Here is a 26,413-nt window from a genome sequence, read left to right as displayed (position 1 = left end):
AAGAATTGCCGTCCGAGCCGCCCCTCACCGCGGTCTGCTCAGCCCCGCACCACCCCGAGGATGCGATCCACCAGCTCGTTCACCCGCTCCGCGGTCGGCGCCTCGACGTTGAGCCGCAGCAGGGGCTCGGTGTTGGAGGCACGCAGATTGAACCAGGACCCATCTGCGAGATCCACGGTGACGCCGTCCATCCGGGTGGTCTCCGTGATCTCGTCACCGAAATCCGCGAGAACGGCCGCAGTACGTGCGACCTGGTCGTCGACCGTTGAGTTGATTTCTCCTGAGCTCTTGTAACGCTCGTAACGCGCCATCATCGCCGACAGCGGCTGATCTGAGGCACCAAGCGCGGCAAGCACGTGCAACGCCGCGAGCAGCCCGGAGTCGGCGTTCCAGAAGTCCTTGAAGTAGTAGTGCGCGGAGTGTTCACCGCCGAACACCGCACCGGTGTCGGCCATCTCCTGCTTGATGAACGAATGCCCAACACGGGTCACCACCGGCGTCCCGCCCAGCTCTGTGACCAGCTCGGGAACCGCGCGTGAAGTGATCAGATTGTGAATCACGATGGCGCCCGGATTCTTTGCGAGCTCGCGTTCGGCCACCAGCGCGGTCACCGCTGACGGCGACACGGGTTCACCCAGCTCATCGACCACGAAACAGCGGTCGGCGTCCCCGTCGAAGGCCAGCCCGATGTCGGCCCCGGTCTCGCGGACATACGCCTGCAGGTCCACCAGGTTCTTCGGATCGAGGGGGTTGGCCTCGTGGTTGGGAAATGTTCCGTCCAGCTCGAAGTAGAGTGAACGCACGGTGAACGCCTCAGATCCGCCGAGGACCACCGGAACTGTGTGACCACCCATGCCATTGCCCGCATCCACGGCGACCGTCAGATGCCGCAGACCGGAAAGATCGACGAGCTTGTGCAGATACGCCGCATAGTCCGCCAACACATCGCGCTCGGTCAGGGTTCCCCTGGTGCTCTCGGGGGCCGCCGTGCCGTCCACCCCGTGCACCAGCTCGCGCGAGATGGTGGCCAGTCCGGTGTCCTGACCGACAGGTTTTGCACCGGCGCGGCACAGTTTGATGCCGTTGTACCGAGCCGGGTTGTGACTCGCGGTGAACATGGCGCCGGGCCGATCCAGGAATCCCGACGCGAAGTACAGCTGGTCGGTGGACGCGAGGCCGATCATCGTGACGTCCAGCCCCTCGGCCAGTGCACCGTCCGCGAAGGCAGCGGCCAGTTCCGGCGACGACTCCCGCATGTCGTGGCCCACCACCAATCCCAACTGGCCCTCGGTGCGCATGAGGCGGCCGAACGAAGCTCCCACGCTCCTGACGAACTCCGAGTCGATCTGTTCGCCGACGAGACCACGTACGTCGTAGGCCTTGATGACGGCGCTGACCAACTCGGGGCTGAACAGCTGTGCGGGACGATCCACGGAATGGCTCCTTCTCATCGGGTGCATGTGCATCCATTGGAACTGGCGAAAAACTGCTCGGTCGACACCGGGGTCGCCGCGCAATCATGACCGAACTGCAGAGCCCCCAAAAAACTGACGCCCCTGTTACATCTTGGTACGCCCGAACCCGATTCGCCGAGTTCGCGGCGGCGCGTCTAATTTCCGAGAGAGTGAACCTGGTCCTCGTCCGTCGCGTGACGGTCACCATCTGGGCCGCCACGATCATCGTGCTCCTGGCCACCAGGACCATGTCGTTCGGCCGATCGTACGTTCTCGTGGCCCTCGCGCTCGGGCTTGCCGCGGCATCCATCGGACGACGGAACATCCTGTCGGTGGTGCGCGACTGGCTGCCGTTCGGTGTGCTGCTGGCGGTCTACGACTCCACTCGCGGTATCGCAGCCTTCCTCGGGATGCCGACCCAGTGGCACCTCGCGGTGGACGCGGACCGGTGGATGTTCCACGTCGTGCCGACCGTGTGGCTGCAAGAACACCTCAAGATGGCCGAGGCGCAGTGGTGGGAGGTGTTCACGAGCTTCGTGTACATGTCCTACTTCATCGTTCCGTACGCGGTCGCCGGCTTCCTGTGGCTCAAAGATCGTCTGCAGTGGCGTCGATTCGTCTTGCGGCTCATCACCATCTTCTTCATCGGGTTGATCGGCTACATCCTGGTGCCTGCCGCACCGCCATGGGCGGCGGCCAAATGCACCCCGGCCGAGGTCGCCGACGGATCGGCGTTCCCGCTCTGCATCACCCAGCCCGTCGAGGACGCCCCCGACGGCGGCCTGCTGGGCCCGGTGCAGCCGAGGCACGACGGCGCACAGCCGTACGTCGAGCGCATCTCCAGTCGCGGTTGGGACGTACTGCACATCGGACCCGTCCGTGAGGTGCTCGAGGTCGGGCAGAAGAAGTCGAACCAGGTGGCCGCGATCCCGTCGCTGCACGCCGGGGTCACCGCACTGCTGGCCATGTTCATGTGGGGCCGCACCCGTGCGTTCGGACGCACGATGTACACCGGATACGCACTGGTGATGGCATTCACGCTGGTGTATTCGGCCGAGCACTACGTGATCGACCTCTTCCTCGGCTGGGGCCTGGCAGCGCTCGTCATGGTTGGTTGCCACTACGGCGAGCGGGCGTGGACGAACCGCAAAGACCGACGGCTACAGGCGGATTCGCAGGCAGCGTTCAGTCGACAGGATCAGGCAGTACTCGAAGGTGCCCGCGGCGACCTGGTCGAGGACGAGGAAGCGGATCGGGTCCGCTGAGCGAACCGTTGCCGCGAGGCACGGGGCGCTCATGGGATCCGATCGACTCGCCGGCACGTACGGGCGACGAGCGGGGCACCAGTCCCCCACCGCCGGCTGCCTCACGAACAGCCTCGGCAAGAGCCGTCAGATCGTCTTCGTCCCGCAGAGGCTGGGCGAACCCGCCCTCACTGCGCAACATCTCCCACCCCCGCGGCACGGTGATCCGGGTGGCGTGCGTGTCACACAGATCCCACGAATGCGGTTCGGCCGAGGTCGCCAGCGGACCGACCACCGCGGTCGAGTCCGAATACACAAAAGTCAGAGTTGCCACCGCCGGATTGGCGCAACCGGGCCTGGAACACTGACGTGGGAGCCTCACGGAGGAAGATTATCCCGACCGACTGGCGGGTCGTAGCAGGACACACCGTCCGCGACTGCCTAGACTTGCGCTCTATGGCTCCCATTCGTCCTCCGCTGGCACGACCGCGGCGCCGGCGAACCTCACGTGGTGTGCCCCGGGTCCGTGATCGGCGGGGCCGCGGACTGCGTTCGACGTTGCTGCCCACCCACGTCCCCGCCTGGACCAGCCGGTCACAGTCGTTCGATGCGGTGGTGCTCGAGGCATTCGCCGAGATCGACGCGCGTTGGCACGCCCGGTTGACCGATCTGGACATCGCGGTGGACGACGTGCCGAGGATGCTTCCGCGCGACCCCGAGACCGTTCAATGGCCGGTGGAGGTGACGGCCGATGGCCCAATACCTCTTGCCCGGCTCATCCCGTCCGGCATGGACTCGCAGGGGCGAGCCACCAAGGCGCGCATATTGTTGTTCCGCCGGCCGCTGGAGAGCAGGGCGAAAAAGGGTGCAGATCTCCTGGACCTCGTGCACGAGGTCCTGGTGCAGCAGGTCGCTGCGCACCTCGGTGTCGACGAGGACACGATCGATCCGCCACCGACCTGAGAGGCGTTGAGCAGACCCACTCTTGCCGAGTCTGTCGACGGCTTCGGAGCAGACGCCCCGAGCTCACAGAGCGGGGGGTGCAGAGAAAAGCGAGAGACCTAGACGATCCCGCGCTTGATACGGCGACGTTCGCGCTCTGACAGGCCGCCCCAGATTCCGAAGCGTTCATCTTTGTGCAGCGCGTATTCCAGGCATTCCGGACGTACTTCACAACCCTGGCAAATGCGCTTGGCTTCCCGGGTCGAACCGCCCTTTTCAGGGAAAAAAGCTTCTGGATCGGTCTGTGCGCACAGCGCACGGTCCTGCCACTGGTCTTCGACTGCTTCGAACATATCATCGAATGCCGACGTGACCAGGCTCAGGCGAGGACGTTCAGTTTGGTTGGTTTCGGATGCATTCGATTGCGAATCGACTTGCGGTTCAAGGCTGTTGGTAGCCATGTGTTCCAGAGCCATCGTCCCGCCTCCTCATCTCACTTCGAATTGTGCAGTTGGTCAATCGGATTCGAACAAGTGATCGATCCCCGTGCCCCGCAACAATTCTCGCTGTCAAAACAGGGAATGACACTGATGTGATTAGACACGGGTTTGGGTGTCCAGGTCAAGCGCAGCGGGGAAATTGCTTTATCACCCCTCTGCCCGATTTCGTTGTCTCGACACGGCGAAGAGCGAGGAAAAGTCAGGCGAGGATATCGAATCGCCGCAAAAACCCCCAAATTGCGCGACGTCGCCGTGAGCAACGTTACGTGCACTCGGCTCACTTCGCTGGCACTCTCGGCAAGCGCCTACCCTGGTTCCCTGTGAAGGTGACGGTTCTCGTCGGAGGCGTCGGTGGCGCCCGGTTTCTGCAAGGTGTACGTGAACTCCTGGGACATACCCCGTTCCCGGAGGTTCTCGCGTCCGGTCGCGCCCCGGCCGACCATGAGGTGACGGCAATCGTCAACGTGGGAGACGACGCGTGGATGCACGGGGTCCGGATCTGTCCGGACCTCGACACCTGCATGTACACACTCGGTGACGGCATCGACACCGAGCGCGGCTGGGGCAGACGCGGGGAGACGTGGCACGCCAAGGAGGAACTGGCTGCCTATGGCGCCGACCCCGATTGGTTCGGGCTGGGTGACCGTGACCTGGCGACCCATCTGATCCGCACGCAGATGCTCGATGCGGGTTACCGGCTCAGCGATGTGACCGCAGCGTTGTGCCGACGGTGGGATCCGGGCGTTCGCCTGTTGCCCGCCACCGATGACCGCCACGAGACCCACGTCGTCGTCACCAAGGAAGAGGACGAGAAGGTCGCCATCCACTTCCAGGAATGGTGGGTGCGCCACCGGGCGCAGATCCCGACCCACGGGTTCGCGCAGGTCGGTTCGGACGATGCCAAAGCCGCGCCCGGGGTTCTCGACGCCATCGCCGATGCCGACATCGTCTTGCTGGCACCGTCGAACCCCGTGGTCAGTGTGGGCGCAATCCTCTCGGTCCCCGGCATCCGGGGAGCGTTGCGGACAACCGCCGCACCGGTCGTCGGCATCTCCCCCATCATCGGGGCCAGTCCCCTGCGCGGCATGGCAGACGAGTGTCTCTCGGTCATCGGCGTCGAGACGAGTCCCGAAGGTGTCGGTCGGCACTATGGAGCGCGTAGCGGCAACGGCATCCTCGACGGGTGGCTCATCGCACAGGGAGACACCGCCGACATTCCCGGAGTGACGGTCGCGTCTGTTCCCCTGCTGATGAGCAATCCCGAGACGACGGCCCAGATGGTCCGCGACGCATGTGATCTCGTGGGTGTGGCGCATGGATGAGGACCACGCCGCCGGTGGGACGATCCAGATCCTGCCGATCACCGGCCTGCCGCGGTTCCGGGCGGGTGACGACCTCGCCGGTGCGTTGGCAACGGCGGCCGATTGGTTGCGTACCGGCGACATCTTGGTGGTGACCAGCAAGATCATCTCGAAGGTCGAGGGCCGGATGGTGCCGGCCCCCACCGAGCCGGAAGCTCGCGACATCGCCCGTCGCGCCCTCGTGGACTCCGAAGCGGTGCGGGTGGTGGCCCGCAAGGGCCGCACACTGATCACCGAGAACAAGCTCGGCATCGTCCAGGCGGCATCGGGCGTCGACGGCTCCAACGTCGACGGTGACGAATTGGCCCTGCTTCCCACCGATCCTGACGCCAGCGCTGCGGCCCTGCGCGCGTCCCTGCGCGACCGGCTGGGCATCGACGTGGCCGTGTTGATCACAGACACGATGGGACGGGCCTGGCGGGTCGGACAGACCGACGTGGCAATCGGAGCCGCAGGTATCGCTGTCACCCACCCGTACGAGGGTTCGGTCGACGAGTACGGCAATCCGCTGATCGTCACCGACATCGCCGTCGCCGACGAACTCGCCGCTGCCGCCGATCTCGTCAAGGGCAAACTGGGCGAGATCCCGGTGGCCGTGGTGCGTGGTCTGACTCCGCGCGAAAACGGCACCACCGCAAGGGATCTCCTTCGCCCCGGCGAGGAAGACCTGTTCTGGTTGGGTACTGCCGAAGCCATCGATGTGGGTCGACGGCAAGCGCTCCTCATGCGCAGGTCGGTCCGTGATTTCACCGACGAACCGGTACCGGCCGACGTGATGAGGGCAGCGTTCGCCGACGCCCTGACCGCACCTGCACCGCACCACAGCCGTCCGGTGCGCTTCGTGTGGCTGCGCGACCGCACCCGTCGCGTTGCGTTGCTGGACGCCATGGCGCTCCAGTGGCATCACGACCTGACCGAAGACGGCAAGACCGAATCGTCGATCAGCAAGAGGGTGGCGCGCGGCCAATTGCTCTATCGGGCGCCAGAAGTCGTCATTCCCGTGCTGACAGGCGATGGGCGGCACGACTATCCGGACGCCCGGAGGACGGCGGCCGAGCACACGATGTTCACCGTGGCCGCCGGCGCCGCCGTGCAAGGCCTGCTCGTTGCCCTGGCCGTGCGTGATGTCGGGAGTTGCTGGGTGGGATCGACGATCTTCGCGCCGGACGTGGTGAGAGCCGAGCTCGGGCTCCCTGCCGACTGGGAACCGCTGGGCACGGTCGCCATCGGATTCCCCGCCGACCGGCTCGAACCGAGGTCACCCGCAAACGTCGACGACCTGGTGGTGGAACTGTGAGCGCCCAGAGCCTGCACCGGTCGACCACCGAACTGCTCACCGGGTGGCAGGCACCTGACCCGCACCAGGATTCGTTACGTCACACCGTGCTCGCGTTCCTGGCGGCCGCACCGCGCGGGTGCCTTCGCGAGAGTGCGGCGGGGCACATCACCGCGTCGACCATCGTGATAAACGCGGCCCGTACCCACGTGCTGCTCACCTTGCATCCCCGGGTCGGCAAGTGGATCCAGCTCGGTGGGCATTGCGAGGACACTGACGAGACCATCGCCGACGTCGCCACTCGCGAGGCGCGGGAGGAATCCGGGATCGCCGGCCTCGACGTCGTACCGGAGCTGGTCCAGATTCACACGCACCCGATCACCTGCTCGCTGGGTGTACCCACCCGGCACCTCGACCTACGGTTCGCGGCGTTTGCCGCCGACAATGCCGACGGCACCCTGCCTGCCATCGTCCGCAGCGACGAGTCGGTGGATCTGGATTGGTGGCCCATCGACGCCCTGCCCGAGAACACCGAACACCCCGCCATACCGGCGCTGATCGACGCAGCGCTCAGCGCTGCATCCGGTCGCTAGACCCGTACGCCCTTGCCGATGGCCACGACGCCGCCGTTGCTGAAAGCGAAGCGCTCGCGGTCACGTTGTTCGTCGACGCCGACGATCTCGCCGTCTGACACCACGACGTTCTTGTCCAGGATGGCCTTTCGCACGACCGCCCCTTTACCGATCCGCACACCCGGCATCAGCACGCTGCCTTCGACGGTGGCACCGTCTTCGACGATCACGTTGGAACTCAGGACAGAGTTGCGAACGGTGGCTGCAGAGATGATGCTCCCCGCCCCCACCATCGACTCCTGCGCGAGGCCCCCCTGGACGAACTTCGCAGGCGCCACCAGATAGTCCGCGGAGCCGTGGATGGGCCAGCGCCGGTTGTAGAGGTTGAAGATCGGGTGCACCGACACCAGGTCCATGTGGGCGTCGTAGAAGGCGTCGAGGGTGCCGACGTCGCGCCAGTATCCGCGGTCGCGGTCGGTGGCCCCGGGCACCTGGTTGTCCTTGAAGTCGTAGACGAACGCCTCACCGCGGTCGACGAAGGCCGGGATGATGTCGCCGCCCATGTCGTGGTCGGAGTCGGGGTTGTCGGCGTCGGCCTTGATCGCCCTCACCAAGGCGTCGGCCGTGAAGACGTAGTTGCCCATCGATGCGAACGTCGCGTCCGGATCGTCCGGGGTGCCGGGCGGATCGGCGGGCTTCTCGAGGAACTGGGTGATCTTGCCGCTGTCGTCGGAATCGATACAGCCGAACGCCACGGCCTCCGCACGCGGAACCCGGATGCCCGCCACCGTGCACTCGGCACCAGAAGCGATGTGGGCCTCGACCATCTGCTCGGGATCCATCCGGTAGACGTGGTCGGCGCCGAACACGACGATGTACTCGGGCTCCTCGTCGTAGACCAGGTTCAACGACTGGAAGATCGCATCGGCGCTGCCGGTGTACCAGCGGGGTCCGAGCCGTTGCTGCGCCGGCACAGGCGTGATGTATTCGCCGTTGAACCCCGATGGCCGCCAGGTCTGCGAGATGTGGCGGTCGAGCGAGTGCGACTTGTACTGCGTGAGCACGCACAGCCGCGAATACCCGGCGTTGACGAGGTTACTGAGGACGAAGTCGATGAGCCGGTATCCGCCACCGAACGGCACGGCGGGCTTGGCGCGGTCCATCGTCAACGGAAAGAGTCGTTTCCCCTCGCCGCCGGCGAGGACGATCCCGAGGACGTGGCGCTGTGAAATCACCCCTTAAACCTATCCGTCAAGTGACGTCGCGGCCAGAGACAACAGGCGAGAGTTTCGAAATCGCTTGCGCTATCGCGACACAACTTCTGATCACACGGCGGGATTGAAGTGCACCGATGGCGTTACGGCCTTCGTCCGACTAGCGTCAGACCCATGCGCGTGGCGATGATGACCAGGGAATATCCACCAGAAGTGTACGGCGGCGCCGGAGTCCACGTCACCGAATTGGTGCGCCATCTGCGCCACCTCGCCACGGTCGACGTGCACTGCATGGGCGCTCCGCGTGAGACCGCTCAGGTCCACGGAGTCGACCCCGGCCTCGAAGGCGCCAACGCGGCGATCACCACACTGTCGTCGGATCTACGGATGGCGGTGGCCGCCGAAGGTGCGTCGGTCGCCCACTCACACACCTGGTACACCGGGCTCGCCGGCCACCTCGCCGCGCAGCTGCACGGGATACCCCATGTGCTGACCGCACATTCACTCGAACCCCGCAGACCCTGGAAAGCCGAGCAACTCGGCGGTGGGTACCGCGTGTCGAGCTGGGTGGAGAAGAACGCCGTCGAATACGCGGATGCAGTGATCGCGGTCAGTTCGGGTATGCGGATCGACGTGTGTGATGCGTATCCGCGCCTCGACCCGGACAAGGTGCATGTGGTCCGCAACGGCATCGACACCCACACGTGGCACCCGGTGGACGCCGCCGACTCGACGTCGGTCCTGACCGACATCGGCGTCGATCCGACGCGCCCCATCGCGGTGTTCGTCGGTCGCATCACCCGACAGAAGGGTGTTCGCCACCTGATCGCCGCAGCCCACCACATGGACCCTGATCTGCAACTGGTGCTGTGTGCCGGCGCACCCGACACCCCTGAGATCGGTGCGGAGATCGCTGAAGCCGTGGAGCACCTGTCCGCCGCCCGCTCGGGGGTGTTCTGGGTGCGCGAGATGTTGCCCACCGAGAAGGTGCGGGAAATCCTCTCGGCTGCAACCGTATTCATCTGCCCGTCGATCTATGAGCCACTGGGAATCGTCAACTTGGAAGCCATGGCATGCGGAACCGCGGTGGTGGCCTCGGACGTCGGTGGCATCCCTGAGGTGGTCCGAGACGAGGTCACCGGCCTACTGGTGCATTACAGCGCGGACAACACCCGCGACTTCGAGCACGATCTTGCCGCGGCGGTGAATCGCGTGGTCGCAGACCCGGTTCAGGCCGCCGCCATGGGTGCAGCCGGCCGCGAACGCGCCATAGCCGAATTCTCGTGGGACTCGATCGCCGAGCAGACGCTGTCGATCTACGAAACCGTCTGCGCCACAGGCTGATACACCTGGACGGTCGTCGACACCGTCACCGACAGCGGGTCGGGCAGACCGGAGAGCTTCGCGGCGACATCGCCTGTTGTCAGATGGAATGCGGACGGACCCATCAGGACCACATCGGCTATCTCCGAGTGCGACAGCGCAACCGAGTACTCGACCAGGGTGCGTTCGATGCGGACGAAGGTGCCCGCCATGCTGTTGCCGATCCGCTCGGACTTGTCCTTGTCCACACCGATCATGCCCACGGCATCTACCAGTTCGCGCAGGTGGCGAGGTGTCGGGGTCACCACCACCAGCTTGCCGTCGGCCCTGAGCACTCGCGCGAACTCGGGTATGTTGCGTGGCGAGAACACCGACAACGCAAGGTCGATCACCTGATCGGCGACCGGAAAGGGTTGCCAGCCATCAGCGACGACGGCACCGATCTCCCCGGGCAGCCGACCGAGTTGCCGCGCCGCGATCTTCGAGAGGTCGATGCCGACGCCGCGCCCGCCCGACGCATCGACCGCGGCCGACAGGTAGTGCCCGGTACCCGCACCCACATCGAGAATCGTTGCGCCAGGCGCGCACTGATCGCGTACCGCGGAGAGAATCGGGTCGTAGAAACCCGCGTTCAAGAATCTTGTTCGGGCGCCGAGCATCTCGGCGGTGTCCGAACGAAAACTGCTCCCCCCGCCCCCGAGCAGGCTGACGTATCCCTGCTTCGAGATGTCAAAACTATGGCCGCCGGTGCACCAGAGAGTGCGGTCGGCGCACTCGAATGGTGCCCGGCACACCGGACAACACAAGAGATCGACCACTGCAGAAAGCATGGTCGATCGTCTCCTTGTTGTTGCTGCGTGTCACCGGATCAGGCGGTCACCCCACGCAGTTCTTCACCCAATGCCGCTGCCTCGTCCGAGGTCAGCTCGACAACCAGTCGGCCGCCACCCTCGATGGGGATGCGTACAACGATTCCTCGCCCTTCCTTGGTTGCTTCAAGGGGACCGTCCCCGGTCCGTGGCTTCATCGCCGCCATCTCTGCTCCCTTCAGATTCGCTGCCGCAGTCGGCGTCGAAGTCTGATCTTATTCGGTCGGTGCCAATATCCGTTGACACCGCGCGGTTATACGCTGGTCGGCTTCTATAGTACGGACTACTGACGGGTTATTCTGCCTCTTGCGCTGGGCTTTCGACCTCGTCACGCGCCTGGAGCCGGTAAAGCGCCGACCTGAGTTCATCGATTTCCCTGGCGAGCTTCTCCAGGGCCCAGTCCACTTCGCCCGCTTTGTAGCCGCGGGTCACCTGTGCGAACCGCAGGGACCGGATGTCGTCACCGGTGATCCCGGCGCGCGGCAGCCGCGTCAGTGTGGTGCCCGGTTCAAGGGGCGGAAGGTCTTCCGACCGCCCGAACACCACCCAGACAACGGCGAACACGACACCGATCACGGCGATCATGATCAGCAGGTAGAGCAGTAACGTCAGCACCCATCCACTATGACACCCGCTCGGCGTCCTCGAACGTCATCTCCAGGTGGCCGACAGACGATGTCATCAATGCCCGACGTCCCAGCTTCAGGCTTCGCAGCTCATCGGCGATCGGATGCGAACCCAGCTGCAGATCGGCGCCGCCGATGCGGGTGCGGGTGTCCTTGGTGTTGTTCAGCACCCACGGGGTCTCCCTGGTGACCCCGTCGAGATGTGAGTAGGCACGCAATACCGTGGTGGCGCCGGAATCGGGAACCTTGATGCCCGGCCGCACCGTCAACGCAGCGATCATCTGTCCGCCCTCGCTGACCACTCCCCGCTTTGTGGCGCTGCGATGGTCGACATCGAAGTCGGCCAGTGTCTTGGGGAAGCCCCAGATACCCCGGCCCGCAGCAAGAGTGAACTCGCCGTCGACGGGAAGCCGATGCACGAGCGCACGTGCCCGCCCGGCAGCCAGATCCCTCAGATTCGAAACGATCGACGCGCCACGGCGTTCCCGATCACCGACGAGCAGGCACACCCCGAATTCGTTGTAGGGACCGAGATCTCCGTCCACGTAATCGACGAATACGAGCATGCACATCGCCCGGCCCGGGCGCACCTGCATCACCTGCAGCCCTGTCTGGTCGATCGCGGCCTGCGCCGCTGACGCCGAGGCGGTGAACCCGGCAACAAAGCAACTCGCATCACGGACCTGTACCGGCATCTGCACCTCGGCGCCCAACACCTGATGTGCGGTGGTCATGACCTTGCCTCCTCTGTGTTCTCGACTGCTCGGTCACTCTCCGTGTGGACGACTCCGCGCAAGCCCTCGGCTCCGAACAAAGGCTCGAGCATGGAACTGAAGTCGGGACCACGCCGCAGCATCTGGCCCCCGTCCACGTTGATGACCTGCCCGGTGATCCAAGACGATTCGTCGCCGAGCAGGAACCTCGCCAGCGCGGCGATGTCCTCCACCTCGCCGACACGAGGCAGCGGGGTGCTCACCCGGTAGTCCTCGCTCAGCGTCGGGTCGTCCACGATCATGCCCACCAATTCGGTGCGGGTCAGGCCCGGCCGGATCCCGTTGACGCGAACGTTGCTGGCGCCCAACTCGTCTGCGGCCAGCGCAACGAGGTGATCGACGCCCGACTTGGTGACGCCGTACGCCCCGAACCATCGGTGCGTGTTGCTCGCCGCGATCGACGAGATGGCCACGATCGACCCGCCGCCGGCCCGCACAAGCTCGCGCCCGCCGTGCTTGATGGTGAACATCGTGCCGTTCAGGTTGAGGTCGATGGTGCGTTTCCACGCAGCGGTGTCCATCTGGGTGATCGGGCCGATTGTCTCGCTACCGCCGGCGCACGCGACGATTCCGTCCAAGCGCCCGGTGAGAGCCGTGGCCGCGGCCACCGCTTGCGCGACCTGATCCTCGTCGGTGATGTCACCCGCGTGAGCGTGCACCGAACCGTCCACAAGTGCTGCGTTGAATTTGTCGGCCGTCTCGCCGAGGCGCTCGGCGTTGCGACCGACAATCGTCACCTTGGCCCCCTGCTCGGCGAGTGCACCGGCGATTCCCGCGCCGATCCCACTGCCGCCACCCGTGACCAGAACGGACTTACCCGTCATCGAACCTGACATCGACCAACTCCCCGAAGTGTGAACGGACACCTTGCTAGAACATGTTCTAGTTACGGTAGCCGACCGGGGCGCTGCATATGCAAAGACGATCCACCTGCTCGGCAGGTGGATCGTCTTTGGTGCTGTGGTGACGGTTGGGTCGGCCGTTACGAGGCGCGGCGCGCTCGCGTGGTGGCCATCGGCCGCAAGGTGTTCATCGCGGGCCGATCAGCGAGGTAGACATCGGTGGTCTTGGGTGTGAAGGTGCCGTCGGGCTGGATCTTGAACTGGGTGAGCCCCACACCCGAGTCCTCGATGCCGCACCGGCCCATCAGTGTGCCGACGATCTGGCGGCTCATCACCCCGAGCTCCACAAGAGGGCGGTTCCGGTGGGTGCGAACACCCAGGTTGACCTGGCCGATGCCGGCCATCCCGTAGCGGTCGTAGGTGTCGACGAGCAACCCGATCTCCACTCCGTAACCGGGGGCGAAAGGAACGGCGCACAGCAGTTCTCGGGTGCCGGCGTATTCGCCTCCGAGAGGTTGCAGCACCGCGGTGAGATCAGGCTTGAAGGACGCGAGCAGCGGCCTGGCAACCAGTTCGGTGACTCGGCCGCCTCCGTTTGCGTCCTCACCCTGACCCGTACGGAGCGGACGTCGATAGAAGCCCTTCACCAGTTGGATGTCCTCGTTGATCAACAGCGGTCCGAGCAGTTTCGGGACGAACATCGGATCGGGATCGATGAGGTCGGAGTCGACAAAAGCGATGAGATCGCCGGTGGTGGCGGCCAGCGAACGCCACAGGACTTCACCTTTACCGCGGACCGGCTCCACCTCGGGAACCGCCTCTTCACGGGTGATCACCTGGGCACCGGCCGCGCGAGCCCGCTCGGCGGTGGCGTCGGTCGAGCCCGAGTCGAGCACGACGAGTTCATCGACCAGGGTGCCGACGAGTGGACGGATCGAGGCGATCACATCCGCGACGGTGTCTTCCTCGTTCAGCGCCGGCAGGACCACCGACACCGTGCGGCCGCGTTTTGCGGCCACCAACTCCTCGACAGACCAGTCTGGTCGGTCCCAGCTGTGATCGGCGGCCCACTCGGCCTGCGGCGAATCTTCGGGCGCGGACGCGATGGGCGTCCAGACGCGGTCGGACTTTCCAGTGACGTGTTTTCCAGCGGTCATGCCAAACCCCTTACTGTTCGGGCAGGTGGTCTGGTCCCGGCTATTGCGGCAACCATCTCGACCACCCTTCGTGTGGCGGCAACCTCGTGAACGCGAAACACTCGTGCTCCCGCCAAAGCGGCAAGTGCTGTCGCGGCCAGTGTCCCCTCCAGCCGATCTTCCAGGCCTACCCCTAGAGTCTCCCCTACAAAATCCTTGTTGCTCAGTGCCATCAGCACTGGCCAGCCGGTATTAACCAGAACGTTCACCTGGCGTAACAAAGCCAACCCGTGATGGGTGTTCTTCCCGAAGTCATGCGTCGGATCGATGACAATCGAATCACGGCGCACACCTGCGGCAGCCGCCCGGTCGGCAGCTTTGGTCACCTCCGCGAGCACGTCGGCCACCACGTCCGGGTACCGAACCCTGTGGGGGCGGGTACGCGGTACGGCTCCCCCGGTATGCGAACAAACGATGCCCGCCGACATCTCGGCGGCCACCGAGACCAGGTCTGGATCGGCCCCCGCCCACGTGTCGTTGATCAGATCCGCCCCTGCGTCCACTGCTCTGCGGGCCACATCGGCCCGCCATGTGTCGACGCTGATGATGAGATCCGGGTGCCGATCACGGATCCACTCGACCATCGGCAACACCCGGTCGATTTCCTCGGCGGCGTCCACCTCGGCACCGGGACCCGCCTTCACCCCGCCGATGTCGACGATGTCGGCACCCTCTGCGACCACCTGCTCGACTCGGGACTTCGCGCCATCGTCGGTGAAGCTGGACCCACGGTCGTAGAACGAATCAGGTGTCCGGTTGACGATCGCCATGACCAACGCACGATCCGTGGCGACCGCACGGCCACAGAGGGTCGGCGACACCGGCGCATGCGCCGACCACGCATCAGGCCTCACGGTCTGCGCGCTCGGGATCGGCTTATCCGCGGGGGACTTTGGCTCCGGCAACGTCATCGGGGTACTCATCGTAGAACTCGATGTACCCGTCCTCGCTACCGGTCAAAACATAAAGCGCATCGTCGCCGACGTCCGCATAACCCTGATCGCGCAGCTCGACCTTCCGGTTCTTGAACGTCGATGTCTGCTCGAGCTGATCAACGACCCGGAGGAACAGCGGGACCGCGTACTGGGGCAGCTCGTCGTACAGGTGTTTCGCGAGCGCCTTCGGATCCAGGTCGGCGCCCTCGCGGACGGTCACCGAGGCCATTCCGGCCTTGCCGTCACTGCCCGGCACCTCCACGCCGTAGACCACGGCCTGATCGAGAGTGTCGACGCCTGCGAGCGCACCCTCGACCTCGGTGGTCGCGACGTTCTCGCCTTTCCAGCGGAAGGTGTCACCGAGCCGGTCGACAAAGGCGATGTGCGACATACCCAGATCGCGCACGAGGTCACCGGAGTTGAACCACCGGTCACCGTCCTTGAACGCGTCGGAGATGATCTTCTTGTTGGACGCCTCTTCATCGGTGTAGCCATCGAAGGGCACTCGGTCGGAGATCTCCGAGATGAGCAGTCCCGCTTCACCTTTCGAGACCTTTGTCAGGCGGCCGTCGCCGTTGCGTTTCGGGTCGCCCGTCTCGTGGTCGTACTCGACGACCTTGTACGGCAGCGGGCAGAACCCGGCGGTGCGGGTCAGGTTGAACACGTTGATGAATGCCAGGTTGAGCTCGGAGGCGCCGTAGAACTCGACAACCCGCTCGATGCCGAAGCGTTGGGTGAATTTCTCCCAGATCTCGGCGCGCATGCCGTTACCGACGATCACCTTCACACCATGGCTGCGGTCGGTCGGCTTCTCGGGCTGGGCCATCAGGTACCGGCAGAGTTCGCCGATGTAGCAGAACGCAGTGGCCCGGTTTTGGATCACGTCGTCCCAGAAGCGGGACGCCGAGAACGACTTGCCGATGGCGAGGCATGCGCCCGACGCCAGCACCGACGACAGCGCAACTGTCAGTGCATTGTTGTGGTAGAGCGGCAGCGCCGAATACATGGTGTCGCTGTGGCGAAGCCGCACCCCCATGCCGCCGATGCCGTCCATGCTGGTCATCCAGCGATAGTGCGACATGATGCTGGCCTTCGGCATCCCGGTGGTGCCGGAGGTGAAAATATAGAACGCCTTGGTCTTTGCGGGAAGCCCGGCGGTGACCGCAGGATTCTCTTCGCTCAGACCTTCGGTGGCCTCGTTGAGCTCATCGAAATCAACTGTGACCGAGGGCAGCACGTGATCGTCGTCGATCGATTCGAGGGCCTCGCGAACCTCCGGGTCGACCACGAGAACGGTGGCCTCGAGGATCCCGAGGCTGTGGGTGAGTACCTTCCCACGCTGGTTGTAGTTCAGCATCCCCGCCACCGCACCGAGCTTCACCGCGGCGATCATCACCAGGAGCGTCTGTGGATGGTTCTTCGCGAGTACGCCTACGACGTCGCCCTGTCCCACACCGTTCTTGCTGAAGAAATCGGCGTAGCGGTTGATCCGGCGATTGGCCTCACCGTAGGTGATGGAATTGCCCTCGAACCGGATGAAAGGCCGCTCGGGGTGTTTGGCCACCAGCGAGTTGAACACCGACCCGATCGTCGACTCCGCCGACGGCCTGCGAAGGATCAGTCCCGGTGCGTGCCTGACGATGCCGGGTACATCCGGCACCATCGCAAGCGCGCCCTTCGCAACGTCGAGAAGTCCAACACTTGTCCGGGATTCACTTGCCACCTGAGCTCCGATGCTTGTCCGTTGTGCCCCCAAACGAGCTCCGTAGAGCTCCGCACGGCACGTTCGCGATGAGGTTACCGATATTCACAGATAAATATTGCACGCTGCCAAAGCGTCGCGGACCGACTTGGTGACGACAAGCCGATCGAGTGCATGCGTGGAGACGAACCCGGTTGCCGTCAGGTTGCGCAACCACCGCACGAGCGGGTCGTAATGTCCTCCGGGATCGAGCAGGACCACGGGCTTGTCGTGCATGCCGAGGTAGCCGGCCGTCCACGTCTCGAAGAGTTCTTCCAGTGTCCCGATACCTCCGGGCAGGGTGATGAACGCATCGGCCCGGTCGTCCATCTGCTGCTTGCGCTCACGCATGGTGTCGGTGACGACGAGTTCATCGGCGTCGGTGTCCGCGACTTCGCGGTGCACCAGCGCTTTGGGGATGATCCCTACGGTGTGGCCACCGGCGTCGCGGGTCGCCTGCGCCACCGCACCCATCATGGACACGTTGCCACCCCCGGACACCAGCGTGTTCCCGGTGCTGCCGATGGCGGTGCCGAGCTCGGCCGCCAGCTGCAGGTACTCGGCAGGCACCGGTCCGGACGCGCAATACACGCAGATCGCACTCATGATTTGGCCTGCCGCTGGCGCGATTCGTTTACGATCGCGACTGCTTCGGTCACCGAATCGGTCACCTGCAGGAGCTCGATGTCCGCTTCGGACACGAGGCCCTCACCGGCCATCGTCGTACGGACCCAGGCCAGGAGCGGTTCCCAGAAGTCCTTGCCCAACAAGACGATCGGAAACTGGACCACTTTGCGGGTCTGCACCAGCGTGAGAGCCTCGAAGAGCTCGTCGAGCGTTCCGAAGCCACCGGGCAAGCAGATGAAAGCCTGCGCATACTTCACGAACATGGTCTTACGGACGAAGAAGTACCGAAAATTGATGCCGAGGTCCACCCATTCGTTCAGGTTCTGCTCGAACGGCAGCTCGATGCCGAGCCCGATGGAGTAACCACCGTTCTCGCAGGCGCCGCGGTTGACCGCTTCCATCAGACCGGGTCCGCCACCGGTGATCACCGGATATCCCGCGTCGGCCAGCGCCGCACCCAGCTCGCGGCCCAACTCGTAGAACGGGGAACCCGGTTGCACGCGGGCCGAACCGAACACGGTCACCGCGGACGAGACCGTCGAGAGGGTGTCGAAACCCTCGACGAATTCGGACTGGATGCGCAGCACCCTCCACGGGTCACGTGCGGAATCGGGTGATCGCAGCAGGCGCTGGTCCGTGGTCTGAACAGGCTTGTCGTGATCCTCGCGGATCCGGGCCGCCCCGCGATAGCTGAGTCGGGTGTCTCGGTCGGGTGTTGACATGCCACGACGCTAGCAACGGTCGGCAGATGTCGGCCCCCGAGCAGGCGGTTAGGCGGTGAGATATCGCCGAAGAACGTCGGTCACCTCGGTGATCTGCGAGGTGGGCACCCGTTCATCGCGTTTGTGCGCGAGATTTGGGTCTCCCGGCCCGAAATTGACCGCCGGGATCCCGAGCGCCGAGAACCGGGACACATCGGTCCACCCGTACTTGGCCCGGAACTTTCCGCCTGCTGCCGCGACCAGGGCCGCGGCCGCCGGATGCCCGAGTCCGGGCAGCGCTCCTGCCGCCGAGTCCGTCACTTCGAAGGTCACTGCGCCCGAGGCGATCTCGTCCGCGAACAGCTGGCGGACGTGGTCGGTCGCCCGCTCCACCGACCGGTCCGGTGCGAACCGAAAATTCACGTCGACGCTCGCCACGTCGGGCACGACGTTTCCCGCGACACCGCCCTCGATGCGCACGGCCGAGAGACCTTCCCGGTATTCGCACCCGTCGATGTCCACTCGGCGCGCCTGGTAGGCGGCCAGGGTCTGGAGCACCGAACCGAGCTTGTGGATCGCGTTGTCGCCCAGCCAGGAGCGAGCCGAATGAGCGCGCACACCCGGGGTGCTCAACCTCACCCGCAGGGTGCCCTGGCAACCCGCCTCGATCTGACCGGCGGTGGGCTCACCCAGGATGGCGACGTCTCCGGCGAGCCACTGCGGCAACTCGCGCTCGATGACACCGAGGCCGTTGTATTTCGCGGCGATCTCTTCGCAGTCGTAGAAGATCAGGGTCAGATCGCAGTTCGGGTCGTCGAGTGTGGCGGCGAGGTGCAGGAAAACTGCGTCGCCGGACTTCATGTCGACGGTGCCGCATCCGTGGAGCACATCACCGTCACTGCCTGCCTTCTCACGGCGACTCGGGACGTTGTCGGCGATGGGGACGGTGTCGAGGTGGCCGGCGAGCACCACTCGACGGGCCTTTCCGCGATCGGTGCGGGCGAGCACCCGGTTGCCGTGGCGCAGCACCTCGAAACCGGAGGTCTGCTCGCGTATCGCGATCTCCACGGCATCCGCGATCGCGGCTTCGTCATGACTGACACTGGGGATGTCGACGAGCGCCGCCGTCAGGTCGATCGGGTCGGCGCGCAGGTCAAGGGCCGGAATACTCACGTGGTTCACCGTAGTCGCCCACCGCTCCCCCGCACGAGTTGTCCACGTTGTCCGAAACATTCATGACCGATGCCCGGGCACGCAAATACGTTGACGCTCATGAAAACGCCGAAGCCGATCCTCAATGCGCTGTCCATCGTGGTCGATGACATGGCCGCCTCGGTCGCGTTCTACCGAGCGTGTGGTCTCGAGTTCGCAGACGACGGGGTCGATGCCCCTCATACCGAGTCGACTGCATTCGGGGGATTCCGGATCCTGCTCGACACCGCCCACAGCATCGCCGAGTTCGACCCCGCATGGTCGGCGCTCGCAAAGGGTGGACGGATCTCGTTGGCATTCGAATGCGCTGACCCGGCCGAGGTGGATTCCAGATACGCGGAACTGACCGCTGCCGGCCACACGGGCCGGCTCGAACCGTTCGACGCGTTCTGGGGCCAGCGCTACGCGACCGTCGTCGATCCCGATGGGAACAGCGTCGACTTCTACGCCCCCTCGACCTGACCACGCGCGAAATGGGTCGGGGCCTTCCCGGTGACCGCCCGGACCTCGCGGAACATGTGCGCGTAGTCGGCGTACCCGGTCGAGTGGGCCACCTGTGTGAGCGGGGCCCCGGCCCGTAGGCCATCCAGCGCAGAATCCACCCGGAGGATCCGCGCGAGCGCCTTGGCGCCGTATCCGTAGTGGTGCCGCGACCATCGCTGGAGTTGACGAGGGCTCACGCTCACCTCGTCGGCGACCCGGCTCACCGGCTGACCCTCCGCCAACAGTGCCGTCGCCGGACGGAGCCATCGCGGGGGCGGCCTCCGGGCGAGGCTGTCGGCGGCGCATCTCTGTAGTACTGCTGCAGGATCCGCGGCGAATGCCACCTGTTCGGTGAGCAGGCGTGCAACCCGGGCCGGCCACACATCGTCGAGCGCGACCCTGCTGTTGATCAGTTCGTCTGCGGCACAACCGAAGACGACCGGGGCAATACCCGGCTCGAATCGCAAAGCGGTCATGTCTGCCGTGCGCGATCCCTCCACGACGACGGGTCCGGTGTCCGGTCCGGCGATCATCAGGTCTGTGCCCGTCCATATCAGGTCCATGCACCCATCCGGCAATATCTCGGTGGGACCTGCCGGGCCGCTGCGCCACCAGATCGTCGCGGGCACCAGCGACGAGCGACGTTCGCGGTAGGTGACGGATTCGGACACACTCTGGATTGTCCTGCGTGAAGTTGCTCCGCGTAAACTCATGACCCGTGACCAACGCATCTGGAGCCTCAGCCATCGGCATCGCCACCATCACCGATGACGGGGCGGTCCTCGACACCTGGTATCCCTCGCCCGAACTCACCGAGGTGACCGAATCCGGTACAACTCTCCTCGAAGGCGACGAGGTACCCGCCGACCTCGCCTCTCTGGTGGGCAGCGACACCGAACGCGGTGTGCGCACCGTGGCGGTCCGCACCTCGATCGTGCTGGCCGATGCACCTTCGGACGCCCACGACGCATACCTGCGACTGCACCTGCTCTCACATCGACTCGTCGTTCCCCACGGCGCAAACATGGACGGGGTCTTCGGGAAGCTGTCGAATGTGGTGTGGACCAACTTCGGCCCGTGTGCCGTCGAGGGCTTCGAGCTCACCCGCGCCAAGCTCAGGGTCCGTGGCCAGGTCACTGTCTACGGCATCGACAAGTTCCCCAGGATGGTCGATTACGTTGTGCCGAGCGGAGTCCGGATCGCGGACGCCGGCCGCGTACGCCTCGGCGCGCATCTTGCCGAGGGAACCACGGTGATGCACGAGGGCTTCGTGAACTTCAACGCCGGAACACTCGGACAGTCGATGATCGAGGGCCGGATCTCGGCCGGGGTCATCGTCGGTGACGGGTCGGACGTCGGTGGTGGTGCGTCGACGATGGGCACCCTGTCCGGCGGCGGCAAAGAGATCATCTCGCTCGGCAAGCGTTGCCTGCTGGGGGCCAACTCCGGGTGCGGTATCGCGCTCGGAGACGACTGCGTGATCGAAGCGGGCCTCTACGTGACCGCGGGCACCAAGGTCACCGGACCCGACGGCACCGTGGTCAAGGCGCGGGAGCTGTCGGGCAAGAGCAACATCTTGTTCCGTCGCAACAGCACCACCGGCGCCGTGGAGGTTGCCCCATGGAAGGGCGACGGGATTGAACTGAACGCGGCACTCCACGCGAACTGACGCGCGAGGTGGTGGTGGGGCGGCGTCGACGATCAGTCGCCTCCGCCACCACCACCACACCCCGAGCCACAGGAACTCCCGGAACTGCAGGAACTGCCCGAACTGCACGATCCTGAACTGCTGCACGAGCTGCTCGAGCTGCAGTTGTGTTGGTGGCCCGATCCGCAGCTGTTGTTATACCCACGCCCCCGGCCAGGAGCTCGATACCGATCGGCTGACCTGGACGAGCGAGAACCGACCACGGCGATGAGGGCGATCAGCGCCCCGCCGGCCAAACACGCACCGATCACGATCAGAATTGTCATCGCGTCGCCTCTCTAACCGCTGCTCCCGCAGCCACCGCCACCACTCGACGAGCCACCGCCGCCGCAACTGCTTCCACACGAACCACCGCCGGACCCACCGTCGCCGTGACCTCCCCCATCGGACCCGCCGATCCACCCGCCGCCGTCCCCGGACCAGCCACCGCGACGCCTGCGGCGGCGCCCCGGCTGCACCGATCGGGTCAGCAAGACGAACAGTAGAGCCGGTATCCCCACCGCCAGAGCTATGAACAGTGCGTTCATGACAACCCCTCCTCGTCGACAACTCTTGGACGCGACCCTGACAGATGCCATGTCGCCGAACCCATTCCGATCACCAGTTCTCGACGACCGCGGTAGCGCACCCAAGCGATCCGACGGACACCTGCGTACACCTTTTCGACCGCGAGCCAATCCGCTGCCTCGGGGTCCAGATCCTCGCGACGCTCGAGCCACAACGTGAAAGCGGCCACGTCATCATGCGCGCACCCACGAAGGGAGTTCTCTCTACCGAACTGACCGAACCGCGAACGCCAGCGCGGGAGCGCTTCGAGTTGGGGGCCTGCACGCAGCGCCGCCGAAGCTCGCTTCCCGACCAGGATGTCGCTCGTCAGCATCGATCCGACGCGGTCGAAGCCGGCGGGGACCCGGCCTGCCAGTAGGTCACCCACCACCTCGCGTTGACGGGCGGCGAGCGCCGCGCGTTCTCGGTCAAGCGCAGTGGTCGCCTTCACGGACCCGGCCTTCCTCGATCGCGGCGTCGATCGCGCGCAAGCCCGGCAACACCGTCTCGGGTCTGATGTCCGTGTCACGTTCGAGCATGATCCCGGGAACCCGAACCCGCGCCCGGTGGCATCCCGCCACGAACTGCGTGAGCAACGTCGTCACATCGTCCACAATCGGATCGCCATGGGTGTCCACATATCGACCTTGGCGATAACGCCCGCCTGCGGTGTGCACGTAGGCGATGTGCGACAACGGGAATCGCAGCAACTGTTGTAGCGGATCAGTCCCCTGCGCGACGGCGCTCGAGAAGAGGTTGGCCACGTCCAGGACCAACTGTGCCCCTGTGCGCCGGACGATCTCGGCGAGATAGTCGGGTTCGTCGAACTCATCCTCCGGCCAGGCGATCAGCGCCGCGATGTTCTCCAGTGCCAGCGGTACACCCACTGCGTCTTGGGCGCGGGAGACGTTGTCGCACAGGACTGTCAACGCCGCGCGTGTTCGGGGAGGCGGCAACAGATGACCGGCTTCCAGAACGTCGCCATGAAGAGGATCGGGCGAGTCGGCGGCCCTGACGAACGCGATGTGCTCGCTGACCACCGGCGACTCGAGTTCACGTGCGAGTTCGGCCAGTCGGCGCAAACGCCCCGGGTCGGGTACATCGGCTCCGGCGAGGCCCAGGCTGACACCGTGCGCCACGATCGTCACTCCTCGGGCGCGCAGATCGATCACTCCGTCCGGCAACGCGCCGGGCGTCATGTTCTCGGCGACCACCTCTGTGAAGCGCAGAGACCCCGCATCCGCGAGATCGCCCAGCAGGTCGGAGATCGGGGCACGCCACGCGATCGATGATCCGGTCAGCTGTGTGCTCATCACGCCTCCTCACCCGGTTCACGAGTGGACGGCGCCGGCCATTCGAATCCCTTGTAGCGGTAGCTGTTTCGACAATCGATCCAGCTGGTTGATCACAGCTTCGCCCAAAGTCGACGAAATGGGGTAACGGAACGGTCTCAGATTGGCTACAGGTGATGTATCTGCAGGTCAGGATGCCAGGCGGGTGGCCGCAGCCGTAATCCGTTCGTCGGTGGCGGTCAGCGCGAACCGTACATGGCGCACGCCACGCGGGCCGTAGAAATCGCCTGGGGCGACGAGGATGCCGCGCTCGGCAAGCCAGTCGACGGTGTCCCGGCACGGCTCGTCCCTGGTCGCCCACAAATACAGACCTGCGGCCGATTCATCGATCCTCAGCCCGGCGCTGCGAACGGCCGCCGCGAGAGTCTCGCGGCGGGCGCGGTAACGCTCCCGCTGGGCGTCCACGTGATGGTCGTCGCCGAGCGCAGCGGCCATCGCCGCCTGCATCGCGTACGGGACCATCAGGCCCGCGTGTTTGCGCACGGCCAGCAGCTCCCCGATCAGCGCCGGGTCGCCGGCGAGGAAACCAGCGCGGTAGCTCGCCAGGTTCGACGTCTTGGACAACGAATGGACCGCCAGCAGACCGGTCAGATCACCGTCGGTGACCCGGGGGTCGAGGATCGACAGCGGTTCGTCGTCCCACGCCAGGCCCAGGTAGCACTCGTCCGACACCACGATCGTCCCGCGCTCGCGCGCCCACTGGACGACCTTGCGGAGGTGCTCGAGCCCGAGGACCTTCCCGGTGGGGTTCGACGGCGAGTTCAGGTACAGGAGGGCAGGCGAACTCGGTCCGAGCTGCGTGAGCGAATCAGCGCGAACCGGCTCCGCACCGGCAAGCAGGGCACCGACTTCATAGGTGGGATAAGCGATTTCGGGAATCACCACTTGATCGCCCGGTCCGATACCCAGGGTCGACGGCAGACCGGCGATGACCTCTTTGGTGCCGATCACCGGCAAGATCATGGTCTCGTCGAGACCGGGAACCGCGTGCCGGCGCGCAAGAGCGGCCACCGCGGCGCTGCGGACCTCGAGCGTCCCGATGGTCACCGGGTAGCCGGGAAAACCCGACGACTCGGCCAGTGCCGACCGGATCAGCGGATCAACCGGGTCCACCGGCGTTCCCACGGAGAGATCGACGATGCCGTCGCGATGCTCCGTCGCCCGCGCCTTCGCGGCCGCGAGGGTGTCCCAGGGGAAATCCGGAAGCCGCCTGGAAACCGGTTCGCGGCCACGCACCACTGTCATCGGGCAGTCAGTCCTCGGTGTTCATCGGAGGCAGCGCTTTGACGAACGGCGAGTCGTACGCGACCTTGCCCACCTTGCTGGCACCGCCAGGCGAACCGAGATCATCGAAGAAGTCGACGTTGGCGTTGACATACGGTTCCCACTCGTCCGGCACATCGTCTTCGTAGAAGATGGCCTCCACCGGGCACACCGGCTCACAGGCACCACAGTCGACACATTCGTCGGGCTGGATGTAGAGCATCCGTTCGCCCTCATAGATGCAGTCGACAGGGCATTCCTCGACGCATGCCTTGTCCAACACATCAACGCAAGGCTCAGCGATGATATAGGTCACCGACCACCCTCCTCGTCTTCGCTACTCGCGCGTGGGCTGCACGCGCTCAAAAGCGGGCACGCCCTCCACCACAAAAAAGGACGGCAGACTGCCCGCTTGTCGCCTCCTAGTATCCGCGTTGCACATATCAAGTCAAAACCGGGTGATGCAAGGTGGCCTTTCTCCCCGTCGGTCGGGCCTCGATTGAAATCACGACGGTCCTAACCCTGTGCACTCCGGCGGGCGCAATCCATCCTGGGTGACGTGACCGTGCGCCAGATGCCCCTGTGGAACCGAATGTGTTGTCGCTGACCCAGCGACCACGCACCATTCGACCTTTCCCAGGAGCACCTGTCATGACCTCCACACTGAACCGTCCGCTCTCCACCGCCGCACTACCCACCCACCACCTCCCGACACGGTTGCGACCGGCCGATCTGCTGCGGTTGACCGACCAGAGCGCGAGTGACGTACTCGACGGCCGCCACGACGACCTGCTGCCCAAGTACTGGGACCGGGAAAACCGGTGGGCAACACGTCTGCACTACGACGACGACGTAGACATCTGGCTGATCAGCTGGACACCCGACGAATCAACCGACCTGCACGACCATGCCGGTTCGTTGGGCGCGCTCACCGTGCTGTCGGGCGCACTGACCGAATACCGGTGGACCGGATCCACTCTCCGGGCACGCACTCTCGACGAAGGCGACCAGGCCTCGTTCCCGCTGGGCTGGGTCCACGACGTGGTCCGCAGCCCCACCCGCGAGGTGACCAGCGAGCCGACGCTCAGCGTGCACGCGTACTCACCACCGTTGACCGCGATGTCCTACTACGAAGTCACCGACTCGCAGTCGCTTCGCCGGACCAAGACCGTCCTCACCGACGGCGGGGCAGCATGAGTTCGCAGTCACTTCGCCGGACCAAGACCGTCCTCACCGACGGTGGGGCAGCATGAGTTCTGTGGCAACACGTCTGACGATCGATGAAATGCTGGCCCGTGCGAGGGAGGCCCTGGTGCGCCTGGAAGCGGCGGACGTGCCGATCGCCGTCGAACAGGGTGGAGTGCTCGTCGACATCCGGCCAGCAGCCCAACGCGCCGCCGAGGGCGAAGTGGACGGTGCCCTCATCATCGAACGCAACGTTCTCGAATGGCGACTCGATCCCACTTCCGACGCACGCATCACCCAAGCGATCGACCACGAAGTCCAATGGATCGTGCTGTGCTCGCAGGGATACACGTCGAGCCTGGCCGCCGCGTCGCTGCAGGAACTCGGCCTCCACCGGGCCACCGACGTGGTCGGAGGATTCGAGGCACTCGTCGAAGCCGGGCTTGCCGAGCCTGCCCGTTGACCCGC

31 protein-coding genes are annotated in these 26,413 nt (G+C 65.2%); 10 read left to right on the top strand and 21 right to left on the bottom strand.

The window, feature by feature from the left end; genetic code table 11:
• Positions 1–38: 38 nt before the first annotated feature.
• Entirely contained in the window at positions 39–1,451 is a 1,413-nt protein-coding gene (locus tag WIMU1_RS23845) for a phosphomannomutase/phosphoglucomutase (RefSeq protein WP_062800865.1), read from the bottom strand.
• A gap of 173 nt (positions 1,452–1,624) precedes the next feature.
• On the opposite strand from WIMU1_RS23845, the gene WIMU1_RS23840 reads away from it, so the two are divergent.
• A complete protein-coding gene (locus WIMU1_RS23840; protein ID WP_245968956.1) occupies positions 1,625–2,719 on the top strand; it encodes a phosphatase PAP2 family protein in 1,095 nt (364 codons plus the stop codon).
• Here the strand turns inward: WIMU1_RS23840 and WIMU1_RS25980 are convergent.
• A complete protein-coding gene (locus WIMU1_RS25980) occupies positions 2,640–3,080 on the bottom strand; it encodes a DUF3499 domain-containing protein (RefSeq protein ID WP_165842413.1) in 441 nt (146 codons plus the stop codon). The two genes, WIMU1_RS23840 and WIMU1_RS25980, sit on opposite strands and share 80 nt — an antisense overlap.
• 74 nt (positions 3,081–3,154) lie before the next feature.
• Between WIMU1_RS25980 and WIMU1_RS23835 the strand changes: the two genes are divergently transcribed.
• On the top strand, positions 3,155–3,661 hold the full coding sequence (locus tag WIMU1_RS23835) for a metallopeptidase family protein (RefSeq protein WP_051406720.1): 507 nt from the start codon (positions 3,155–3,157) through the stop codon (positions 3,659–3,661).
• Between the two features lie 98 nt (positions 3,662–3,759).
• On the opposite strand, the gene WIMU1_RS23830 is transcribed toward WIMU1_RS23835, so the two are convergent.
• A complete protein-coding gene (locus tag WIMU1_RS23830; RefSeq protein WP_031333673.1) occupies positions 3,760–3,993 on the bottom strand; it encodes a WhiB family transcriptional regulator in 234 nt (77 codons plus the stop codon).
• A gap of 467 nt (positions 3,994–4,460) precedes the next feature.
• On the opposite strand from WIMU1_RS23830, the gene cofD reads away from it, so the two are divergent.
• The 3 genes from cofD to WIMU1_RS23815 are packed head-to-tail and all read left to right on the top strand — an operon-like array spanning position 4,461 to position 7,370.
• On the top strand, positions 4,461–5,462 hold the full coding sequence (cofD, locus tag WIMU1_RS23825) for a 2-phospho-L-lactate transferase (RefSeq protein ID WP_084248532.1): 1,002 nt from the start codon (positions 4,461–4,463) through the stop codon (positions 5,460–5,462).
• Positions 5,455–6,798 (top strand): coenzyme F420-0:L-glutamate ligase, encoded by a 1,344-nt coding sequence (locus tag WIMU1_RS23820; protein ID WP_062800863.1) that lies wholly within the window; start codon positions 5,455–5,457, stop codon positions 6,796–6,798. Before cofD ends, WIMU1_RS23820 begins: the two co-directional genes overlap by 8 nt.
• Positions 6,795–7,370: an NUDIX hydrolase gene (locus WIMU1_RS23815; protein ID WP_030164022.1), complete on the top strand. Its 576-nt coding sequence runs from the start codon at positions 6,795–6,797 to the stop codon at positions 7,368–7,370. The genes WIMU1_RS23820 and WIMU1_RS23815 overlap by 4 nt, the downstream gene beginning before the upstream one ends.
• On the opposite strand, the gene glgC is transcribed toward WIMU1_RS23815, so the two are convergent.
• Positions 7,367–8,584, bottom strand: coding sequence for a glucose-1-phosphate adenylyltransferase (gene glgC, locus WIMU1_RS23810; RefSeq protein ID WP_023963305.1), 1,218 nt, complete (start codon positions 8,582–8,584; stop codon positions 7,367–7,369). The genes WIMU1_RS23815 and glgC overlap by 4 nt on opposite strands.
• Positions 8,585–8,737: 153 nt before the next feature.
• Between glgC and glgA the strand changes: the two genes are divergently transcribed.
• A complete protein-coding gene (gene glgA, locus WIMU1_RS23805) occupies positions 8,738–9,907 on the top strand; it encodes a glycogen synthase (protein ID WP_211339020.1) in 1,170 nt (389 codons plus the stop codon).
• On the opposite strand, the gene WIMU1_RS23800 is transcribed toward glgA, so the two are convergent.
• From WIMU1_RS23800 to dapE, 11 genes are all read right to left on the bottom strand, one after another.
• The gene (locus WIMU1_RS23800) at positions 9,880–10,716 is read right to left on the bottom strand and encodes a putative RNA methyltransferase (protein WP_062800820.1); all 837 of its coding nucleotides are present in this window, start codon (positions 10,714–10,716) and stop codon (positions 9,880–9,882) included. The genes glgA and WIMU1_RS23800 overlap by 28 nt on opposite strands.
• A gap of 38 nt (positions 10,717–10,754) precedes the next feature.
• Entirely contained in the window at positions 10,755–10,922 is a 168-nt protein-coding gene (locus tag WIMU1_RS25975; protein WP_023963302.1) for a DUF3117 domain-containing protein, read from the bottom strand.
• Positions 10,923–11,049: 127 nt separating this feature from the next.
• The gene (locus WIMU1_RS23795; protein WP_023963301.1) at positions 11,050–11,370 is read right to left on the bottom strand and encodes a DivIVA domain-containing protein; all 321 of its coding nucleotides are present in this window, start codon (positions 11,368–11,370) and stop codon (positions 11,050–11,052) included.
• 7 nt (positions 11,371–11,377) lie between these two features.
• Positions 11,378–12,115 (bottom strand): acetoacetate decarboxylase family protein, encoded by a 738-nt coding sequence (locus WIMU1_RS23790; RefSeq protein ID WP_062800818.1) that lies wholly within the window; start codon positions 12,113–12,115, stop codon positions 11,378–11,380.
• Positions 12,112–12,990 carry an SDR family oxidoreductase gene (locus WIMU1_RS23785; RefSeq protein ID WP_062800817.1) on the bottom strand — a complete coding sequence of 293 codons (879 nt, stop codon included), beginning with the start codon at positions 12,988–12,990 and terminating at the stop codon, positions 12,112–12,114. The genes WIMU1_RS23790 and WIMU1_RS23785 overlap by 4 nt, the downstream gene beginning before the upstream one ends.
• 146 nt (positions 12,991–13,136) lie before the next feature.
• Complete coding sequence (locus tag WIMU1_RS23780; RefSeq protein WP_023963298.1) at positions 13,137–14,153, bottom strand: glucosyl-3-phosphoglycerate synthase; 1,017 nt, start codon at positions 14,151–14,153, stop codon at positions 13,137–13,139.
• Positions 14,150–14,962: a dihydropteroate synthase gene (folP, locus tag WIMU1_RS23775; protein WP_062800859.1), complete on the bottom strand. Its 813-nt coding sequence runs from the start codon at positions 14,960–14,962 to the stop codon at positions 14,150–14,152. The genes WIMU1_RS23780 and folP overlap by 4 nt, the downstream gene beginning before the upstream one ends.
• 106 nt (positions 14,963–15,068) lie before the next feature.
• Positions 15,069–16,790: a long-chain-acyl-CoA synthetase gene (locus WIMU1_RS23770; RefSeq protein ID WP_245969241.1), complete on the bottom strand. Its 1,722-nt coding sequence runs from the start codon at positions 16,788–16,790 to the stop codon at positions 15,069–15,071.
• A 144-nt stretch (positions 16,791–16,934) separates the two neighbouring features.
• Positions 16,935–17,474 (bottom strand): LOG family protein, encoded by a 540-nt coding sequence (locus tag WIMU1_RS23765; RefSeq protein ID WP_062800813.1) that lies wholly within the window; start codon positions 17,472–17,474, stop codon positions 16,935–16,937.
• Positions 17,471–18,217 (bottom strand): LOG family protein, encoded by a 747-nt coding sequence (locus tag WIMU1_RS23760; RefSeq protein ID WP_030164083.1) that lies wholly within the window; start codon positions 18,215–18,217, stop codon positions 17,471–17,473. Before WIMU1_RS23760 ends, WIMU1_RS23765 begins: the two co-directional genes overlap by 4 nt.
• 48 nt (positions 18,218–18,265) lie before the next feature.
• Positions 18,266–19,369: a succinyl-diaminopimelate desuccinylase gene (gene dapE / locus WIMU1_RS23755; protein WP_062800857.1), complete on the bottom strand. Its 1,104-nt coding sequence runs from the start codon at positions 19,367–19,369 to the stop codon at positions 18,266–18,268.
• A gap of 99 nt (positions 19,370–19,468) precedes the next feature.
• Here dapE and WIMU1_RS23750 point away from each other — a divergent pair, with 99 nt between their 5' ends.
• On the top strand, positions 19,469–19,870 hold the full coding sequence (locus WIMU1_RS23750) for a VOC family protein (RefSeq protein ID WP_030164089.1): 402 nt from the start codon (positions 19,469–19,471) through the stop codon (positions 19,868–19,870).
• Here WIMU1_RS23750 and WIMU1_RS23745 read toward each other — a convergent pair.
• Positions 19,852–20,562, bottom strand: a complete 711-nt coding sequence (locus WIMU1_RS23745) for a helix-turn-helix domain-containing protein (RefSeq protein ID WP_062800811.1) — start codon at positions 20,560–20,562, stop codon at positions 19,852–19,854. The genes WIMU1_RS23750 and WIMU1_RS23745 overlap by 19 nt on opposite strands.
• Positions 20,563–20,609: 47 nt before the next feature.
• Between WIMU1_RS23745 and dapD the strand changes: the two genes are divergently transcribed.
• The gene (dapD, locus tag WIMU1_RS23740) at positions 20,610–21,560 is read left to right on the top strand and encodes a 2,3,4,5-tetrahydropyridine-2,6-dicarboxylate N-succinyltransferase (protein ID WP_084248526.1); all 951 of its coding nucleotides are present in this window, start codon (positions 20,610–20,612) and stop codon (positions 21,558–21,560) included.
• 317 nt (positions 21,561–21,877) lie between these two features.
• Here the strand turns inward: dapD and WIMU1_RS25965 are convergent, their stop codons facing one another.
• From WIMU1_RS25965 to fdxA, 5 genes are all read right to left on the bottom strand, one after another.
• A complete protein-coding gene (locus WIMU1_RS25965; RefSeq protein ID WP_081906620.1) occupies positions 21,878–22,126 on the bottom strand; it encodes a hypothetical protein in 249 nt (82 codons plus the stop codon).
• Positions 22,123–22,596 carry an SCO6045 C-terminal-like domain-containing protein gene (locus tag WIMU1_RS23735; RefSeq protein ID WP_062800809.1) on the bottom strand — a complete coding sequence of 158 codons (474 nt, stop codon included), beginning with the start codon at positions 22,594–22,596 and terminating at the stop codon, positions 22,123–22,125. The genes WIMU1_RS25965 and WIMU1_RS23735 overlap by 4 nt, the downstream gene beginning before the upstream one ends.
• Positions 22,574–23,458: an MbnB/TglH/ChrH family RiPP precursor modification enzyme gene (locus WIMU1_RS23730; protein ID WP_084248524.1), complete on the bottom strand. Its 885-nt coding sequence runs from the start codon at positions 23,456–23,458 to the stop codon at positions 22,574–22,576. The genes WIMU1_RS23735 and WIMU1_RS23730 overlap by 23 nt, the downstream gene beginning before the upstream one ends.
• A gap of 168 nt (positions 23,459–23,626) precedes the next feature.
• A complete protein-coding gene (gene dapC / locus WIMU1_RS23725) occupies positions 23,627–24,742 on the bottom strand; it encodes a succinyldiaminopimelate transaminase (protein ID WP_062800808.1) in 1,116 nt (371 codons plus the stop codon).
• A 7-nt stretch (positions 24,743–24,749) separates the two neighbouring features.
• The gene (gene fdxA / locus WIMU1_RS23720) at positions 24,750–25,076 is read right to left on the bottom strand and encodes a ferredoxin (protein WP_023963285.1); all 327 of its coding nucleotides are present in this window, start codon (positions 25,074–25,076) and stop codon (positions 24,750–24,752) included.
• Positions 25,077–25,411: 335 nt separating this feature from the next.
• On the opposite strand from fdxA, the gene WIMU1_RS23715 reads away from it, so the two are divergent.
• Together WIMU1_RS23715 and WIMU1_RS23710 are read left to right on the top strand one after the other, a co-directional pair.
• Complete coding sequence (locus WIMU1_RS23715; RefSeq protein WP_033335722.1) at positions 25,412–25,957, top strand: cysteine dioxygenase; 546 nt, start codon at positions 25,412–25,414, stop codon at positions 25,955–25,957.
• A 52-nt stretch (positions 25,958–26,009) separates the two neighbouring features.
• Positions 26,010–26,408, top strand: coding sequence for a rhodanese-like domain-containing protein (locus tag WIMU1_RS23710; RefSeq protein WP_062800806.1), 399 nt, complete (start codon positions 26,010–26,012; stop codon positions 26,406–26,408).
• Positions 26,409–26,413: the final 5 nt, after the last annotated feature.

Origin of the sequence: Williamsia muralis NBRC 105860 (assembly GCF_001598915.1) — a bacterium.
In the GTDB taxonomy this organism is placed as follows: domain Bacteria; phylum Actinomycetota; class Actinomycetes; order Mycobacteriales; family Mycobacteriaceae; genus Williamsia; species Williamsia muralis.
This window is presented reverse-complemented; position numbering and strand designations above follow the sequence as displayed.

Excerpts from the sequence above, each read along its gene's own strand:
- WIMU1_RS23845 (WP_062800865.1), bottom strand. The coding sequence starts at position 1,451 with ATGAGAAGGAGCCATTCCGTGGATCGTCCCGCACAGCTGTTCAGCCCC.
- WIMU1_RS23835 (WP_051406720.1), top strand. The coding sequence starts at position 3,155 with ATGGCTCCCATTCGTCCTCCGCTGGCACGACCGCGGCGCCGGCGAACC.
- WIMU1_RS23830 (WP_031333673.1), bottom strand. The coding sequence starts at position 3,993 with ATGTTCGAAGCAGTCGAAGACCAGTGGCAGGACCGTGCGCTGTGCGCA.
- WIMU1_RS23820 (WP_062800863.1), top strand. The coding sequence starts at position 5,455 with ATGGATGAGGACCACGCCGCCGGTGGGACGATCCAGATCCTGCCGATC.
- glgA (WP_211339020.1), top strand. The coding sequence starts at position 8,738 with ATGCGCGTGGCGATGATGACCAGGGAATATCCACCAGAAGTGTACGGC.
- WIMU1_RS23800 (WP_062800820.1), bottom strand. The coding sequence starts at position 10,716 with ATGCTTTCTGCAGTGGTCGATCTCTTGTGTTGTCCGGTGTGCCGGGCA.
- WIMU1_RS25975 (WP_023963302.1), bottom strand. The coding sequence starts at position 10,922 with ATGGCGGCGATGAAGCCACGGACCGGGGACGGTCCCCTTGAAGCAACC.
- WIMU1_RS23790 (WP_062800818.1), bottom strand. The coding sequence starts at position 12,115 with ATGACCACCGCACATCAGGTGTTGGGCGCCGAGGTGCAGATGCCGGTA.
- WIMU1_RS23785 (WP_062800817.1), bottom strand. The coding sequence starts at position 12,990 with ATGTCAGGTTCGATGACGGGTAAGTCCGTTCTGGTCACGGGTGGCGGC.
- WIMU1_RS23780 (WP_023963298.1), bottom strand. The coding sequence starts at position 14,153 with ATGACCGCTGGAAAACACGTCACTGGAAAGTCCGACCGCGTCTGGACG.
- folP (WP_062800859.1), bottom strand. The coding sequence starts at position 14,962 with ATGGCGATCGTCAACCGGACACCTGATTCGTTCTACGACCGTGGGTCC.
- WIMU1_RS23770 (WP_245969241.1), bottom strand. The coding sequence starts at position 16,790 with ATGGTGCCGGATGTACCCGGCATCGTCAGGCACGCACCGGGACTGATC.
- WIMU1_RS23765 (WP_062800813.1), bottom strand. The coding sequence starts at position 17,474 with ATGAGTGCGATCTGCGTGTATTGCGCGTCCGGACCGGTGCCTGCCGAG.
- WIMU1_RS23760 (WP_030164083.1), bottom strand. The coding sequence starts at position 18,217 with ATGTCAACACCCGACCGAGACACCCGACTCAGCTATCGCGGGGCGGCC.
- WIMU1_RS23750 (WP_030164089.1), top strand. The coding sequence starts at position 19,469 with ATGAAAACGCCGAAGCCGATCCTCAATGCGCTGTCCATCGTGGTCGAT.
- WIMU1_RS25965 (WP_081906620.1), bottom strand. The coding sequence starts at position 22,126 with ATGAACGCACTGTTCATAGCTCTGGCGGTGGGGATACCGGCTCTACTG.
- WIMU1_RS23730 (WP_084248524.1), bottom strand. The coding sequence starts at position 23,458 with ATGAGCACACAGCTGACCGGATCATCGATCGCGTGGCGTGCCCCGATC.
- dapC (WP_062800808.1), bottom strand. The coding sequence starts at position 24,742 with ATGACAGTGGTGCGTGGCCGCGAACCGGTTTCCAGGCGGCTTCCGGAT.
- WIMU1_RS23715 (WP_033335722.1), top strand. The coding sequence starts at position 25,412 with ATGACCTCCACACTGAACCGTCCGCTCTCCACCGCCGCACTACCCACC.
- WIMU1_RS23710 (WP_062800806.1), top strand. The coding sequence starts at position 26,010 with ATGAGTTCTGTGGCAACACGTCTGACGATCGATGAAATGCTGGCCCGT.